This is a genomic window from Methylobacterium organophilum (genome assembly GCF_022179465.1).
GTDB lineage: Bacteria > Pseudomonadota > Alphaproteobacteria > Rhizobiales > Beijerinckiaceae > Methylobacterium > Methylobacterium organophilum.
Window position 1 is genome coordinate 259451 of sequence record NZ_BPQV01000007.1, and the last position, 15738, is coordinate 275188.

Consider the following 15738-nt stretch of genomic DNA (forward strand, 5'->3'; position numbering starts at 1 on the left):
GGTGTCGGGATCAGTCCCGGCCGCCGCGGCCGGCGTCGGGCGAGGATTTGCCGGTCGAGCCCGGCCCGTTCGAGGCGAGCGAGGAGACCTTGCCGGACAGCTGCATCACCTGGTTTTCCAGCCCGGTGATCTTCGTGGTGAACCACTGCGAGGGCTCGACCGTGATGTTGCCGGTCAGGCTCGCCTGGCCCGTCACTTCTCCGGAGAGGGGCGGCAGCGTCTTCACCTCCGCCGTGATCGGGCTCTTCCCGCCGGCGGGATTGTCGCCCGCCTCGTCGGAGCCGGTGCCCGGCATCTTCGGGCCGGACAAGGCCCCACCGTTTTCCGGCATCGCCTTGATCTCGACCGGAAGCGGCGTGGAAGGGTCTCCGCCCATCCAGGTCGGCATCCGCGATCGCCACCAGGCGACGATCTTGGAGCCGCCCGCCGCCGGCGCCTGTGCATCGGCCGCGGGCAGGCCCGGCAACTCGTCGGACGGATTCGCGGAGATGTCGGGACGTCCGCCATGCACGATGCCCTTCGTCTCGTCGGAGCCGTAGACCAGCACCGCGGTGAGGGCGGCGGCACCCGCCAGCGGCAGGCCCGCACCGGCGAGAAGGGGGAGCATGGTCCCGGCTCGTCCAGCTCCGGCACCAGCGCCCGCCGCCGCGGCAGCCGCCTTCGGGCCCGCGCCCTGTGCGCCGAGCGCGACCGCAGCCTCGTTCAGGAGCCCTGCCGAGACGTCGAGGGCAGCGGCCGACTTGCCCAGGCCGAACCCGTTCAGCAACTGGTAGGACATCCAGCCCGCACCGGCGAGACCGGCGCCTGCGACGGCCGTCCCGCCCGCGAGCGCAGCGGCCGGGTGCTCCTTGGCCACGTTGGCGATCGCATTCAGCCGCTCGGCCAGCGTGTTCAGGAGGCCGGCCGCGGTCTCCATGGCGGGGGAAGAGGCGGCGCTCGCCAGGTTCTCCAGGGCGGCGGTGACCGCCTTCACCGTGGCGGTCGGATCCTTGCCCAGGTTCCGCTGGTACACCTCGTCCAGCGTGCCCGCCTTGTTGATGCTGTCCTCGTCCTTGTGCAGCCGCTGCCGGGACAGCTTCTGCGACAGCGCCTCCGCAAACATGTTCGAGTTCGAGTTGCGGAAGAGCGTCCCGAGGGCCTTGGACAGCTCGAGCTTGTCGTCGACGTCCACGCCCTTCTTCTTCAAGGCCGGGATCAGCGTCTTCTCCGCCCATTCGAGCGGATCGGTCAAGGCCGTGTTCGTGTCCTTGACCGCACCGGCCTTCCACGAGACGGCGTGGCCGCCCTTCATGATGGCCATGTTCTTGTCGAGGAGGCCGAGATTGACCCATTCCTCGGCCTGCTTCTTGTCGTTGGCCTTGCCCATGATGACGTTGCGGAAGGCGTTCGCGCCGGTACCGGCCCGGTCGCCGCCAAATTCCGTCACCAGGGAAGGCACGATCTTCGACATGAACCGCTCGGAGTAGAGCGGCAGCGAGGCCTTCGCCTGCTGGGCGAAGTTGACCATCTCGCCCGGGTTGAAGTTGCCGCGCGTGAAGATCATCGCGCGCATCATCTCGCCGGCCTCGCGCTGGAACACTGGCGTGTTCCCGGCGGTCCCGCGCATCTCGAAGAATCGGGCCAGCTTGTTGCCGAGCTCGCCCGGCCCATCCATCACCTTGTCGCCCGCGCTCATCTTCAACGCGAAGGCCGATTTCTGCATGAACGGCAGGTTCTCGATTGCGTGGTGGAGCGAGCCGAAGGCGCCCGTCGTCTCGTTGATGACCTTGAGGTTCTCCTCGTAGGTCGCCGTCGGCACCGCGGCGGTCGCAGCGAGCGAGGCGTGCTCGATCTCGCGCATCTCTTCCGGCGTGCGTCCGGCATTCTGCAGGGCGACGACCTCGTGCTGGTAGCGAGCGCCCGCGTGGATGGTGTCGCCGATACCGTGCGCCACGCTGTGCACGCCGACATAGCCGGCGGCGCCATAGGCGAGCGCGTGGCCGACCCCGAGCTTGCCGATCTCGTGCTGGCGCCGCTCCGCGGCCTGCTGCTTGGCGAGCGTCTGGACCGCGATGTCCCGCAGGTTGCGCTGCTCGGCCGCCTGTCGGTGGAGGGCAGCCGTCGTCTGCTCGACCGAGGCCTTCAGCGCGCGCTCGTGCGCAACCAGGTTCTCGACCGGCACCCCGAACTCGGCGAAGGCGCGCCGGGCCTTCCCGAGTTCAGCCGCCTGGCGTTCGACCGCTGCCGTGGCCGCATTCACAGCGCGCTGCGCGACCTTGCTCTGGGCCGTCAGCTCCGTGACCGCCTTGGCGTCCTGGACTTTCCGGGCGGCCGCCAGTTCGAGCGCGAGCCGATCGGCGCGCTGCTGGGCACCGTTGAGGCCGAGACGCGCCGAGGAGAGCTTCGACTGGGCGGCGTTGATGCGGTCGATCGCCTCGAGCTGCCGCCGGGTGTTGGCCAGGGACTGGTTCAGGCGCTCGACGTCCGCCGAGACCTTGACGCCCTTTCCCAGGCTTTTCAGCCGCTTGTCGATCCCCTCGATGACCTTGGAGAGGCGGTCCTCGCCGCTGATGACGGCCTTCGCTTCGATGATGCGTCCGGCCACGGCTCAGCCTCTCATCGTCGCGGTTTCTTGGATCGCTTGATGGTCTGGCGGTACCACCAGAGCATCTCGTTGATGGTCAGGCCCTGGACGTCGAGGGGGGACCATCCGAGCTCGAAGACGAAGTCTGCTGCGACGTCTTCGAGGCCCCGCTCGCCGCGGCGGGTTCGAGGAAAAAACCGATGATCTGGTTCCGGATCTTGAAGGTGTCCGCAACACCGAGCTGGTCGAGGAGGGAGCTTTCCTTGGGCTCGACCACCAGGAGCTCTGCGTAGCGCGCCAGAGCTTCGTGATCCTCCACCAGAACCGGCGAGGCCCCCTTCGGGAAGTGCATGGTGAAGGGCTGGCCGATCGGCATGATGTCCCGCCATTTCGGCTCGCGCAGGACAACCTTGTGGATCGCGCCCTCGTGGCCCTCGATCGGGCGTTCCAGGTCGACGGTGACGGTCTTGGCCATGGATCCTGCTTCAGGCTGGAGGACGGGCTGGGCGGCGCGCGGGGATGGGCAGTCCGGATGCTCTCACGGCTGCACCGGGGAATCCGGCGCGCCGACGAGGCCCGCGAAAATTTCGCAGGCTTGAGCGCGGGTCAGGAGATGATGCGCTTGTAGGTGCCGCCGGCCCAGGTGACGTTGGAGATCTCGCCGGTGGAGGTGTTGTATTTCGGCCGGCCGATCAGACGCGTGCCCGTGAACAGGTGCTGGCGGCCGTGATCCTCCTCGACGATCGTGATGTTGACCTTGCAGTTCTTCATCCGGTCGGGCCAGGAGCCGGAGCACGTCTCGGTGAACGAGCAGTCGCCCCCGACCGGCATCATCTTCGTGGTGTAGTAGGTCGAACCGTCCTGGTTCGATTCCGCCGAGACCTCCCGGTCGGAGATGTCGAGCGTGATCTCGCCGCGGGCGACGAGCTTCTCGCTCCCGGCGGTGATGGTGATGCGACCGCCGAAGGAATCGCAGCAATCGGAGCTCATGGCAGGCCTCCGCCTCCGCCGGCCCTCTCAGGACCGGGCGGGGTGTCGTGAAGGGAAGGGACGGAGAGGCCTCAGGCGGCCTGGTACTGGAGGTAGGTGGTCACGTTGCCGGCGAAGACGCGCAGCTGGTTGACCACGTCCACCGGCAGGTAGGCGTTCAGCCGGCTCGCATCGTTCGGGTCGCGCCGGACCACCACGAACTGGGCGAAGAGGTCGGCCTTCTCGAGGACGCCGAGGTTCACCAGCGCCTGGTAGGCGTGGATGAGGGTCATCTTCACCGCGTTCTCCGTGGTGAGCTCCGGCAGGCCGGCCGGGTTGTCGTCGACGAGGGCCTGGCGGGCGTGGTTGGCCGAGACGGCGGCGCGGAAGAAGCGCACCGCGAACATCATCTGCGCCAGGGTCTCGATGTCCCGGAAAGTGGCATCGGGCACGCCGTTGGCGTTGACCTGCTCGGTGGTGAGGATGCGGTCCGCGAGGACGACGCCGTCCGGGGTGACGCGGGTGGCCGAGATGCCGTCGACGTAGAGCGCCTGGCGATCGGCGGAGGACCACCAGAGGGAGCGATCGTCGGGCGGCAGGTCGCCGACGAGCTCCAGGGTCTGCAGCGGCCGGGACAGCTCCGGTGCATCCGACAGGTGCGCGGCGGCCAGGGCGGCGAGGCGCGCAGTGCGCTCCCAGATCGGGGGCGGGGCGGCCTGGGAGCCGAGGATCGAGACGTGGCGGTCGTTGCGGCTGTTACCGAGCGTGACCAGCGTCGAGAGGCTCCCGTAGGCGGCCGTGAGCGCATGGCCGAACAGCAGCTTCGAGGGCGACCAGCGGCCGGAGACGTCCGACAGGAAGGCGCGCATCGAATCGAGCGAGGTGGCGTCGGCGTAGGGCAGCGCGATCCAGTCGAACTCGTCGTCACCGAGGTTGGCGAGCGGCGTGGTCAGCGAGGGCACGCCGGTTCCGCCGGACAGCGCCACGATGGTCGTCCTGCCGACCAGGCCGTTCACCTCCTTGGCGGGCAGGAAGACGTCGAGGCCGTTCGACAGCGTGCCGACATGGCGTGCGGTCAGATTCACCTTGGCCGGATTGGTCCCGTCGACGGCGGCCGTGACCGGCACGAGCGCGGCGTTGACCGCCGAGGCGATGCTGGCCGCGATGGTGGCCGCGGTGTCGCTCGCCAGGACCTGGATGGTCAGGCGGACGCCGCAGACGCGCAGGACGCCGACGGTGGTGATCCCCGGCGCCGTGTTCACGGTCAGCGAGCCCGCGGCGGCCGAGCCGGCCGGCTCGGCGAGCGGCAGGATCCAGATCGGCTGGTAGGGGGCGACCTTGCGCGCGGCGCGGAACATGCCGACCAGCATCGAGCCGACGCCCCCCAGCGCGGTCAGCTCGCGCTCGGACTGGACCGGGCCGTAGGGCACGCCAGCGGGCGCGGCGCCGCCGGCCAGCTTCTGGCCGATGAGCAGGAGACGCGACTGGCCCTGATAGGGCGAGCCACCGGAATTCACCTCGAAATAGGTGAAGGGGACGAGCAGATTGCCCGGGATGGTGTTGAAGGCGACGCCGGCGGCCATGGCTTACGGCTCCTGGGACACGGAGGGAGCGGCCTTGGGGGCCGGGGCTTCGGGGGCATCGGCGGGCGGGCCGCCCTCGATGACGTCGCCGTCGCGCAGGCGGCGGGACCAGTACTCGTCGAGGGGCACGTCGCGGCCCTCGATCGGCAGGGGCGCGTAGCCGCGCTCGGGCATGCGCACGAGGGCGGCCTCGCCGTCGTCGAGAAGACGCGGCGTCACGAAGACGGTGTGCATGGAAGGGCTTACCCGGGGTTGAGGACGAGCTCGGCGGAGACGTCGGGCGTCCCGTCGCCCTCACCGGAGAGGGCGAAGTCGAAGCCCATGCCGAGGCTTCGCAAAGCCGGCAGGGGCGGCTTGGCGCGGTCGACGGCGACCAGGGCCTCGGCGAATTTCGCGCAGGCTTCCGCGGCATAGGAGCCCGGGGCGACCGCCTTCGCGACCGTCGAGAGCGGTGCGGGAAGGGCGTCGAGGCCGGTGGCACCCCGAGGCGGCATGGGGCAGCCGTCGTGCACCCGGCACTTGAGGGTGAGGATGCGCGCGGCGACCCGGTCACCGTGCTCGTCCGAAGCCGCCCGGTGGCTCTCGTAGCCGTGGATCTTCGCGATCTTCCGGAAGGCGGCGGCGATCGCCGTCGCGCCGTAGGCCAGCGTGAGCCAGATCTGGCCTTCGAGGAAGTCGAGCTGTGCCTCGAGAGCCGCGTCGGTGACCGGATAGCCGATCGCGAATCCCTGGCCCTCGTCGGCCTGGGCGACCATCGAGAGCTCGATGACCAGGTCGACGTTGCGCCAGAAGGGCGGGCCGCCGGCGGGCGAGACCCCGTCCTTCATGTCGGTGGGGGTGCCTTCGTCGCCATCCGTCTGGACGATGAGGATCGGCTTGGCGTCGGACAGGCTCTTCGGATCGATCGCGCCGATGCGGCTGTCGAAGACCCGGTTCTCGGCAAGCGTCGGTCGGGCGCCTTTGACGCCGGCGAGCGCGCCGACCGTCGCCAGGCGCAGCGCGGCCCGTGCGAGCGTCATCGGGCCCGCTCCACGATCACCGAGATCCAGATGCGGCCGGCATCATCGGGCTCGACCTTCGTGGCGCGATAGATGACGCCAGTCTTGTCCCGGCGGAACCCATCGCCCTCACGTGGCTGCCAGGGCAGATTCCGATCGATCACCGAGAGCAGGATCTTGGCGCCGACGAGCCGCTGCGCGGCGTTGCCGGCAACCCGCCGGGCGGTGGGCAAATAGTCGTCGCCCACCTCCTGGAAGGTCATGGTGACCGGCAGCGGGTTCCGCGTGGAATCGGCCCGGCGCGGCCCGTTCACGTCCAGGTCGGACTGGGAGGCATCCGCGATCGGGTCGACGTGGAAGAGCTCTCCGAAGACGCCGTCGATGGTGCGGTCGGCCGCCCTCATCGCGGCATCGAACGGCGAGCCCATCAGGGTCAGTTGACCTTGGCGCAGAAGCTTGCGTTGACGCGCGAGGGCACGACCAGCGGTGCGGACTCCGAGTATGCGTGGCGCCGGCTGGGGTTCTCGGTGTCGTAGACCTTGCGGAAGACTTCCTGGGCCACGAGGGAAGTCACGTCCATGATGGCGCCGAAGGCGCGCACGCCCTCGATCGCGGGCGATCCCATGATGACGTTCAGGTCGTCGAGGAACCGGGCCGAGGTGCCGTCGGGGTTCTCGTAGCTCTGCTGGTAGGTCCAGAACTCGAAGTCGCCGACGCCGCCGAGGTAGCGCGCGCGCGACACGTCGTCGGGCTTGATCGGTCCCAGTTCGACGTTGCCGGTCGCCTGGCGGCGAATGTCGAGAACCTTGCGGAATTCGTCATCGGCCCGGGCGAGCTTCCAGGCGCCGCCACCGAGCACGACGGTGGTCGGAGCGATGCCGCACTTGTCCTGGACCGCGGTGGCCCAGGCCTCGATCGAGTCCATGGTCTTCACGCCGGCCTGGCCCCAGCGGTTGTTGCCGGTGAGGGTGACGGTCAGGGACGGATCGCGCTCGTAATCCACCACCTGGGTCGGATAGTCCTCGCCCTCGACCGTGACCTTGCCGAAGCGCAGGGCCTGCGCGGCCATCCACTCGAGACGGAAGAGGCGAGCGCGATCTTGAGCGTGGAGCACGTCCACCATGATCGCGTCCATGCGCTCGGACGGACTCATCTCTCCTGCGTAGCGCTCGCCTGCCCGACGCTTCATCGCGCGGTTGGGCTTGATCACCTCCAGCATCTTCACGTTGGCGGGGCGGAAGGATTTCGTGATGTAGCCGCCCGAGGTCGTCGGCTTGGCCGAGGCGTCGGGATGCACGAACGGCGCGAGCTTCCGGCCGGTCTTTATCAGGTCGAAGTCGATGCTCTCGGTGTCGAAGTTCTGGGTCTCGGGGAAGAACAGGTCGAGCAGGAAGGTCGAGGGGGTGTCGACACGCTCGTCCATGACGCGGGCGAGCGTGTGCGTGTCATAGACCAGGGTCATGACCGGCTCCGGGATATCGATGTCGGGGGAGGTTCAGGTCGCCCGTCAGGCGGGCGCAGGGCGGCGGAGGCGGTGAGTGCCGCTCCGTGACGGGATCAGAAGGTGGTCAGGGGGAGCGGCGTGCGCAGGTAGAGGGGGGTACCCTCGAAGGCCAGGCGCACGTCTTCCGTCGAAAAGCTCCCATCGATCAAGAGCTTGGTGGGATCGAACTCGCCGGCCTTGTAGACCGGGCCGACGGCGTCGCCGGCCGATGCGTCGATGTCCCTCACGACGATGCCGACGGGCTTCTGCGAACCGTCATTGGCGGTTTTCACGGCCTTCACCAGCTTCTTGCTGGCGGTGACCCGGCCGACGACGGTGAGCGCCGGATAGAGGGCCCCCGATGCGAGGATTTCCGGCTCGGAGTAGACCGGCATGGTGCCGAGGATCGCGTTCTCGGGGAGGTAGGTGTTGGTCTCGTTCAGGGCCATGGCGGCTCAGTCCCTTTGGTCCGGCGCCACCGGGCGCCTGGTCACAGGTCAGTTCGGGTGGATCAGCGGGCTACCGTCTCGCGGGTGCGGCCGCCGGCCTTGCGGAAGGAAGCGAGGATGCTCGCAGCCTTGTCGTCCTTGCCGCTCTCGGAACTGAGATGGCCGGCGGCGGGGGGCGGCTTGTTGCCGCTCTGGGCCGCGGACATCGCGTCGATGAGCGCGTCCTTGGCGACGTCGATCGAGGCGGACTTGGCCACGATCTCATTCAGGGTCTTGAGGCGGAGGCCGGAATTCTCGGCGGCGGCGTAGAACTGCTGGGTCCAGGTCTTGCCGGCCTGTGCCACCGGAGCGGTCGGCGCCGGCTCGGGCTGCGGCTCGGGCTTGGCCTTGGCGGCCTCGATCGCCGCCGCGAGAGCGGTCTCGGCGGCCTCGGCCGTGTCGGCCTTCGCGACGATGCCGATCAGGGTCTTCAGCGGCAGATCCGCCTCGCTGGCGGCGGCATAGAACGCCTGCGCCCAGGCCTTGGCGACGACGGTGGTCTCGGTGGTGTTCTCGGCGGGCACGGTCTTCTCCTGTTTGGCCGTGGCGGTTGATGCCGCAGGCGCGGCCTTCGGGCGGGATCGGGTCGGCAGGCCCTGCGGGGCGTGCGCGTAGATCCGGTAGTCGAAGCTGGCGGTGGTCTCGGCGAGATCCTCGATCTTGCCGGTCGCGAGCCCCTTGGCGACGGCCTCGTCGGCGTCGAGCCAAGTCTCGGTCTTCATCATCTCCCGGGCAGCGTCCCGCTCCATCCCGCTGCGGGCGGCGTAGATGCCCGCATACTGGTCGGACAGCTTGTCGAGGACGGTGGCGTTGCGGAGATGGTCGGCGGCGGTGCCGAAGGTGACGCCCGAGGCGTCGTGGATCATCACCATCGCGCCGTCGCGGATCTGGCGCACCTCGCCGGCCATCAGGATCAGCGAGGCAGCCGAGGCCGCGATGCCGTCGACGATGCAGGTCACCTTGCCGGGGTGGGCAAGCAGCAGCGAGTAGATCGCCACGCCGTCGAAGGCGACGCCGCCGCCGGAGTTGATGCGCACGGTCACGTCGCCGCTACCGTGCTCGGCCAGGGCGCCGGCGACATCGGCCACGGTGAAGCCGTCGCCCCAGCACCAGGGGTCGCCGACATCGCCGTAGAGCAGGATCTCGCCGTTAACGAGGAGGCTGGACGGGGGCATTCTGGTCGCCTTCGACGGGGATCGGGCGCGGCGCGTTCATCGGAAAGCGACCGTCGCTGTCGAACTTCAGGTGCTCGGCGTCGGCACGACGGTTGTCCTCGGCGATCTCCGCATCAAGGATTTCCGGATCGAACCCGAGCTTGCGCTGCTCTTCCGAGCGCGAGGACAGGCCGGCGCGGATCGCGTCGCGCGCGGCGAGGATCTCCTCCGAGGGCTTGATCATCTCCCGTCTCGGTGGGGTCCAGTCGAGCCGGCCCGCTGTCGGCCCGTTCAGGGGGACCGCGCAGGCGTCCAGAAACCAGCGCCCGATCCCGACACAGGCGTGCGGGATCAGCATGTGGCTGCGCCATGTGTCGATCGAGCGCTGGAATTCGAGCCAGCCGCGGCGGCCGCCCGAGAAGTTCTCCTGGCTGAGATCGCCCGAGATGAGGTCGTATGGGACGCCGTATCCGACGGCGATCTTGCGCACGCTGGCGCGCTGCACATCCGGATAGGCGCTGGTCACCGGCGGGGTCGCGACCTTGACGTCGGAGCCGCCAGTCAGCCGCGTGATCATGCCCGGCTCGAGCATGTCGACGGGCGAGCCCTGTTCAGACCGGACTTCTCCATTGGGCCCGAAGGTCGGCTCGCCGGTGTCCCTGTCGATCCAAAAGACAGCGAAGCAGGCCGCGATCTTCTGGCGGAGGAGCTCGGCATCCTCGTAGTCGCCGAGATCCCACAAGGTCATGATCGCCGGCGCCGCCCATGGAATGCCCCGGGCCTGGCCCGGACGGTCGACCCGATAGACGTGGATCACATCCTCCGCCGGCACCCGCTTCGAGGTGCCGTAGCGACGATACCCGACCCCGTAGGGATGCTCCGGGTAGAGCCAGTAGGCGACGCGCCGGCCGTGCCGGTCGAACTCGATGCCTTGGAAGGCGACGTTCCCGTCGCCCAGGGGACCGGTCTTATTGAGGTCCAGGAAGTCCGGCTCGAGCACGCGGACCTGCAGCGGAACCGCGAGCCGGAGAGAGGCCTCCGGCTGGTATCGGACGATCAGGGCCTCTCCGCTCTCTACGACCGTGCGCATGATCAGCGCCTGCAGGCCGTAGAGGGTGTTACGGCCATCGAGATCGATGTCCGTGGTGTCGAGATGCTCACGGATGAGCGCCTGCAGGGCCTTGGTGCCGCGCGGTTTCAGGCCCGAGACCGAGGGAATGATGCCGGTGCCGACAACGTTCGAGGCGATGCCGCTGACCGCCTTGCTCGCATACGGGTTGTTCCGCCCGAAATCCCGCGAGACGTCGCGCAGGCGCCCGGCCGCATACAGGATCTCGGCGTTCGCATCCGAGGTGGAAATATGCTTGCCGGCGGTGCGATGGGTACGGGCTGCGCCGTCATAGAGCGCCGTCGCTCGGGAGATCCCTTCCGCCCGGCTGCGCGCGGCAAGGCGCGCCGCCATACGCGCGGGCGCCACGGCGCCGATCGCGCGATCGAGGAGGTTCGGCTTGGCCACGGCGATCAGGACGACAGGTTCGAGCGATAGCCGGCGACGATGCGAAGCGGGCGGCTGGCCGACGGCCCGAGCACTTCCCGGGTGATCTGTTCGAGCGTCGAGCGCATGTCCGCGAGACTCCGGTAGAAGACCTCGCGACCGTCGGCGAAGCGTACCCGGCTGGTCCCGGTAGCGATGGCCATCTTCAGGGTTTCGATGTCGGACTGGCTCCAGGGCATCGTTCATCCTCGTGAGAGCCAGCCACCGGTCGGGCGACGCATGAAACCCGGCGGGGCCTTGGACCGGACCGAAGCAGACGCCGGCGCAGCAGCCGGCCGCGGAGTAGGAGCTGGCGCCGGGAACGCCGGAGCTTCGGCCTCAGCTGCCCGCTCGGCAGCCGCAGGTGCCGGTTCGACCCGCACCCGCTCGAGGCCGATCATCTTCGCCGCGCCGTAGGCGAGTGCCTCGCAATCGAGGAAGTGGTTGTCGGGGTGCAGGCGAACCCAGGTGAAACCACCGCCGGGCTTCGTCATTCGAGCCTCGGAGACGATCTGCCGGCAGTAGGCTTCCTCGGCGTCCTCCGGGATGTGCCAGCCGCCGGGCTGATCCACCGGCCAGCGAACGCGGGCATGGATCCAGGATTTCAGAACGTCCGAGTCGAGGCGCACAAGGTCGAGGCCGTAGGCCGGCTTCCCTCCGACGGGCGTGACATCGATGCGGTTGACCGAGATCGGTACCGAACGGGTCTCGTACCCCTTCGTCGGGAAGACGTGCCGGGCGTGCCGCCGGCAGAACTCGTAGACCTTGTTCTCGTCGCCGGCGTTGCGCTTGCCCGGGCGGAAACCGGAGTCGATGAAGACACGCCGGATCGGCAGACCAGCGTGTCCGTTTTCGATGAGCTCAGCGAGATCGAGCCAGGTGTCGTCGAGCCGGGTGTCCCCGAAGATCTCGCCGTACTGGATGAGCCAGCTTTCCTGGCGTGCCCCCCAGCCGCGGATGACGAAGATCAGCCGGTCCTTCTGGACGTCGACGCCGGCCGTCAGGAACAGGACGCCAGCGGGGATCTCGCCGCGGCGATAGGGGAGCTTCCGGCCGGCGATCTCCTCGGCATCGGGAGCATCGCCTCCTGAGGCGGTCCACAGCTCTCCGAACGCGGCGTTGATGACGGTCTGGATCTTGGCCGGGTCGCCCGTCTGGACAGCCTCGACATACTTCGCGGCGCGATCGCCGAAGCTCTGGAAGGGCGAGCACAGCCCCGAGGTCCAGAGCGACCAGGTGTCCGAGACCGGCGGATCGCCGTAGGGGTTCCCGTCCTCGTCGAGCCCCTGCCCGGGCGCCACCTCGACGCCGGTGGCGTTCATCTCCGCCTTGGCGTCGTTCGTGATGATGCAGCCGTTGCGCGGGCAGACCAGGTGCGCCGAGGCGCGCGCGGCGGCCTGGGTCGTGTTGAGCTCGTCGCCCTTGCCGTCGAAGGCGAGGCAATCGAACCGAGGCACGAAGCGCTCGCCGCAATGCGGGCACTTCCAGGTCCAGTGGTACCGTGTCCCCGACTGCCAGAACTTCCAGACCGTCGAGCCGATGCTCTCGGCCGGCTGGACCTTCCAGAACCACAGGCCCGAGACCGGATCGAGCTCCGTCTCCTTCGCGCCGTGCGAGGTGGTCGAGACCATCGCGTGCACGAAATCGGCGTAGGTGTCGCCGCGGGCATCGATCAGGCCGATCGGGTCGCCCTGGCCCTTCACGTTCGCCATCAGCTCGTCCGCCTCGTCGGTGAGGGCGAGCGAGGCCGGATCGGACTTCAGCGCGGTCGAGGACCCGGCATGCGCGAGCCGGAGGGGCACGCCCGCGATCACCTTGCGGGTCTTGGTCATCCGCTTGCCGCGGGCGACCTTGCTGGCGAGCGTCGGAGCCTCGTCGAGCAGCGCCATGACGCGCGGCTCCCACTGCTCCTGGATGAACTGCTTGTTCGGGCCGATGTAGAGGATCGGCGCCGGCCGCTCATCCAGGCGCTGGCCGATGATGTCGAGAAGCGTCTCCGACTTGCCCGACTGGGCCGAGATCACGAAGACGCAGCGCTTGTACCGCCTCGAGGCGACGGCCCGCCCGAACGGGATGCCGTAGGGCGTCAGGCGCGGGTTGCGCTTGCCCGGATAGCCGGAGCTCGCCGGATAGGTCCGGTTCTCCGCGCCCCATTCGTCAGGCGTCGTCCTCGTCTTCGGGCGGACCAAGGTCGCGGTCCGCTCGTAGAGCCGCGCCGCGTTCCGCGATGCGGTCGGCCACGGTGGAGAGGACGGCATCGATTTCGACCTGCAGGCGTTCGCGCTCGTCGAGATCGCGGGTGTGTCGGGCCGGAATGTTGTTCACCTCGAGGGCCAGGGTGCCGGCGACCTGGTCCATGGCGAACAGCGCGTCGGCGAGCGGGACGAGCTCCCGCTCCTCCCGGGCGAGCTTCAGCTCTTCCCGGCGCGCCTTGATCTCTTTCAGGCGATCCCCGCCGTTCGCCGCCGCCTTCCCGGCGCGGGCCGTTTCGCTTTTGACCTTGTGCTCGATGAAGGCCTGAACGCACTCCGGCAGCAGCCACTCACCGTGTGTGAGACGCCGCAAAACCCCAGCGCTGGCAAGCTGTTGGATGCGCCGCGCCGAGACGCCGAGGATCTCGGCGAGGTCCTCCGTCGAGACCTCCATCGCCGCCCCTCAAAGCGAAAGCGAAACGCGAAAATCGAAAACCGAAAAATGCTCGAAACCCGGGGTCTCCCGCCCGCACCGAGGCCCCCCGGGGAAGGACCCGCCGGGTTCCATTCGTTGCATTTATGCAACATTTGGGGAGGGTTCTGCCCACTGGCATGCCAGATGCCAGCCCTTCACGACCCTCCGATCACCCTCCCGAGCTCGTGCTCGAGGCGGGCGGGCAGATCGCTGGCGGCCATCGAGTAGAAGGCCTCGGCGCTGGCGCCCTTCACCATCTCCTCCGGGATGAACAGGCCCGAGCGGACCACGTGGAAGCGGTCCATGCCGGTCGAGGTCTTGCTGTTCAGGCGTTCGAAGACCTGGCCGTTCCAGTTCGGCTTCACGACTCGATGCGGCCACCAGCCGGCCTTCATGAAGGTGCCCGCGTAGACCTCACGCTTGGACCAGGGCGCGGCGCTCACGCCCTTCGCGGTCTCGCGGGCTCCGAAGTGCTTCAGGCGGATATCGCCGCCGTGCGAGCGAATGGCGTAGGTGAGCGCCCCTTCCGAGGCCTTGCTCTCCCGGAGCGCCTTCACGATGACCTTGCGCTTCAGGCCCGTCTGCGGGACCAGTGCGCGGATCATCCGCGTCCTGGCCTTGGCGCCCGTGTGGTTGATGGCCCGGGCCAGCGCCAGAGGCGCCTTCTTCCCGGCCGCACCGATCTGGTTGCCGAGCCGCTGGATCGCCGAGGCGTCGAGGCTGACGAACAGGCCGCCGCTCATCGGCCGAGCCTGGACCTCGCCGTCGCGATGCGGGTGGCGAGGGCGGCGCGCGCGTCCTCCGCGGCCGTGCGCCCGACGAAGCCGGCCTGCGCTGCGGCGGCGCGGGCGTCACCGCGCGCGATGGCCTTCGTCGCCTGGACGATGGCGGTGCGGCGTTCCGAGCAACGGCAGCCCATGTCAGCGACCTACGGTGATGGTGACGTATTGGCCCGACACCGGGTCGAGCACGCGGACAGTCTGGGGCATCAGCGCGCCGTGAAGCGGCCGGCGGCGTCCCGCGGGGGCGTGACGCCGGAACCGCCTGTCGGCGGGGCCGGCCGGCGAGCACCGCAGCAGGACGGCTGATGCCCGCAGCGCCGCGGCTCGCGCAGCGGCAAGATGATCACGGCGATGGCGCCGGCGAGCAGCGCCACGGCGAGCACGCTCCAAGCCTCGACGGGCTGGACGAGCTGGTCAGCAAGCCGCTCGCGCACCGCGGCGACGTTCATCGCGCCGAAGGCCGAGCCGAGCATGGCAGCGAAGACGGGACGCAGCATGGTCAGAAACTTCCAAGCTCGAGCGCGCGCACGAGGCGCCAAAGCCAACCGCGCAACATCAGCCCATGATCTGATGCGTCGGTCGCGGCAGCTGCTGGCTCATCGGCGCCAGCCCTTGGTCCGGCAAGCGGCTGCGTGGGCGGCACGCTCCTGTCGACCGCGCTCGTGACCATCCTCGTAGGACGAACGGCACACGGAATCGGCGAGCGGTACGGCCAGCGGCTTTCCCATCGCGCCGCGCCAGCGGCCGAGAGCGAACGACGTCGAGCAGGTCAAGGGATGCTCCGAGAAGCGGTGCGGGCGTCAGCCACGCGATGTTCGGCGAGGCTCAGCATCGCGCGGGACCCTCACCAGAAAGACGGTGGCCCCAGACCTGAGCCGCCGCAGCGGTCAGCTCTCGCCGACGTCGGAGGTGCTCCCGCGCAATGCGAAGCTGGACGATCGCCGGCACGCGGGCAGAGATCATCCTGCGGATCGCCGGCATGCCGCGATCGGCGACCACGATGGCCTGCAGGAGCTCGGGCAGCCGCTCGAACTGCGCGTCGGTCATCGTCATGGGCGAAATTTCCGCGCCGGGATCCAGCGCGCCTCGCGCGCCTCGGCCGCGGCGATCGCGGCGAGCGCCTCCTCGGTCGGCGCAGTCTCAGCGAGCGCTTCGGCCTCCTCGCCGGAGAGCACCGGATCGGGCTCGGGAGAGGTGTCGGCGAGGCGATCGGCAGGGCTGATCAAGCGCTCACCCGGACAGCGACAGGCAGTTGTTCGGTAAAGACGTGGTCCCAAGCCTTCGCCGCAGTGGCGAAGAGCTCGGCCTCGTCGCGGGCGGGCACCCAGCGGATGCGGGTGCCCTCGGCGGCGAGGAAGAGCGGCGCTTCACAGGATGAGGAGGCGAGTTCGATCGCCCAGCCAGTGAGGCCGGAGCGAAAAGCGATGCGCGGAGGCATGGTCAGACGATGATGGCGGTGTGTGCGCCTTGCTGGAGGACGTGCGTCTCGGCCCCGTTCCAGGTGAACAGGTATTCGA

Annotated in this window: 19 protein-coding genes; all 19 read right to left on the reverse strand. The window is 69.0% G+C overall.

Annotated elements, in window-relative coordinates:
• Positions 1 to 10 precede the first annotated feature (10 nt).
• Positions 11 to 2584: a phage tail tape measure protein gene (locus MFF21_RS14010; protein WP_238311735.1), complete on the reverse strand. Its 2574-nt coding sequence runs from the start codon at positions 2582 to 2584 to the stop codon at positions 11 to 13.
• A gap of 76 nt (positions 2585 to 2660) precedes the next feature.
• The gene (locus MFF21_RS14015) at positions 2661 to 3038 is read right to left on the reverse strand and encodes a hypothetical protein (RefSeq protein WP_238311736.1); all 378 of its coding nucleotides are present in this window, start codon (positions 3036 to 3038) and stop codon (positions 2661 to 2663) included.
• A gap of 131 nt (positions 3039 to 3169) precedes the next feature.
• Positions 3170 to 3553, reverse strand: coding sequence for a phage tail tube protein (locus MFF21_RS14020; protein ID WP_238311737.1), 384 nt, complete (start codon positions 3551 to 3553; stop codon positions 3170 to 3172).
• A gap of 71 nt (positions 3554 to 3624) precedes the next feature.
• A complete protein-coding gene (locus MFF21_RS14025; RefSeq protein WP_238311738.1) occupies positions 3625 to 5115 on the reverse strand; it encodes a phage tail sheath subtilisin-like domain-containing protein in 1491 nt (496 codons plus the stop codon).
• Between the two features lie 3 nt (positions 5116 to 5118).
• The gene (locus tag MFF21_RS14030) at positions 5119 to 5349 is read right to left on the reverse strand and encodes a DUF2635 domain-containing protein (protein ID WP_238311739.1); all 231 of its coding nucleotides are present in this window, start codon (positions 5347 to 5349) and stop codon (positions 5119 to 5121) included.
• A gap of 8 nt (positions 5350 to 5357) precedes the next feature.
• Positions 5358 to 6134 carry a hypothetical protein gene (locus tag MFF21_RS14035; RefSeq protein ID WP_238311740.1) on the reverse strand — a complete coding sequence of 259 codons (777 nt, stop codon included), beginning with the start codon at positions 6132 to 6134 and terminating at the stop codon, positions 5358 to 5360.
• A complete protein-coding gene (locus MFF21_RS14040) occupies positions 6131 to 6541 on the reverse strand; it encodes a hypothetical protein (protein ID WP_238311741.1) in 411 nt (136 codons plus the stop codon). Before MFF21_RS14040 ends, MFF21_RS14035 begins: the two co-directional genes overlap by 4 nt.
• A gap of 5 nt (positions 6542 to 6546) precedes the next feature.
• On the reverse strand, positions 6547 to 7575 hold the full coding sequence (locus MFF21_RS14045; protein WP_238311742.1) for a major capsid protein: 1029 nt from the start codon (positions 7573 to 7575) through the stop codon (positions 6547 to 6549).
• A gap of 95 nt (positions 7576 to 7670) precedes the next feature.
• Complete coding sequence (locus tag MFF21_RS14050) at positions 7671 to 8045, reverse strand: head decoration protein (protein ID WP_238311743.1); 375 nt, start codon at positions 8043 to 8045, stop codon at positions 7671 to 7673.
• A 62-nt stretch (positions 8046 to 8107) separates the two neighbouring features.
• The gene (locus tag MFF21_RS14055) at positions 8108 to 9259 is read right to left on the reverse strand and encodes a head maturation protease, ClpP-related (RefSeq protein ID WP_238311744.1); all 1152 of its coding nucleotides are present in this window, start codon (positions 9257 to 9259) and stop codon (positions 8108 to 8110) included.
• Entirely contained in the window at positions 9234 to 10979 is a 1746-nt protein-coding gene (locus MFF21_RS14060) for a phage portal protein (protein WP_238311745.1), read from the reverse strand. The genes MFF21_RS14055 and MFF21_RS14060 overlap by 26 nt, the downstream gene beginning before the upstream one ends.
• Positions 10976 to 12961, reverse strand: coding sequence for a terminase gpA endonuclease subunit (locus MFF21_RS14065; protein WP_238311746.1), 1986 nt, complete (start codon positions 12959 to 12961; stop codon positions 10976 to 10978). Before MFF21_RS14065 ends, MFF21_RS14060 begins: the two co-directional genes overlap by 4 nt.
• A complete protein-coding gene (locus MFF21_RS14070) occupies positions 12930 to 13418 on the reverse strand; it encodes a terminase small subunit (protein WP_238311747.1) in 489 nt (162 codons plus the stop codon). Before MFF21_RS14070 ends, MFF21_RS14065 begins: the two co-directional genes overlap by 32 nt.
• 176 nt (positions 13419 to 13594) lie before the next feature.
• Entirely contained in the window at positions 13595 to 14182 is a 588-nt protein-coding gene (locus MFF21_RS14075; RefSeq protein WP_238311748.1) for a phage tail protein, read from the reverse strand.
• The gene (locus tag MFF21_RS14080) at positions 14179 to 14358 is read right to left on the reverse strand and encodes a hypothetical protein (RefSeq protein ID WP_238311749.1); all 180 of its coding nucleotides are present in this window, start codon (positions 14356 to 14358) and stop codon (positions 14179 to 14181) included. Before MFF21_RS14080 ends, MFF21_RS14075 begins: the two co-directional genes overlap by 4 nt.
• A 69-nt stretch (positions 14359 to 14427) precedes the next feature.
• A complete protein-coding gene (locus MFF21_RS14085) occupies positions 14428 to 14718 on the reverse strand; it encodes a hypothetical protein (RefSeq protein WP_238311750.1) in 291 nt (96 codons plus the stop codon).
• 328 nt (positions 14719 to 15046) lie between these two features.
• Complete coding sequence (locus tag MFF21_RS14090) at positions 15047 to 15274, reverse strand: hypothetical protein (protein WP_238311751.1); 228 nt, start codon at positions 15272 to 15274, stop codon at positions 15047 to 15049.
• A complete protein-coding gene (locus tag MFF21_RS14095; RefSeq protein WP_238311752.1) occupies positions 15271 to 15447 on the reverse strand; it encodes a hypothetical protein in 177 nt (58 codons plus the stop codon). The genes MFF21_RS14090 and MFF21_RS14095 overlap by 4 nt, the downstream gene beginning before the upstream one ends.
• Positions 15444 to 15738: hypothetical protein (locus MFF21_RS14100; protein ID WP_238311753.1), on the reverse strand; the 295-nt coding region annotated here is incomplete at its 5' end. The genes MFF21_RS14100 and MFF21_RS14095, both read right to left, overlap by 4 nt.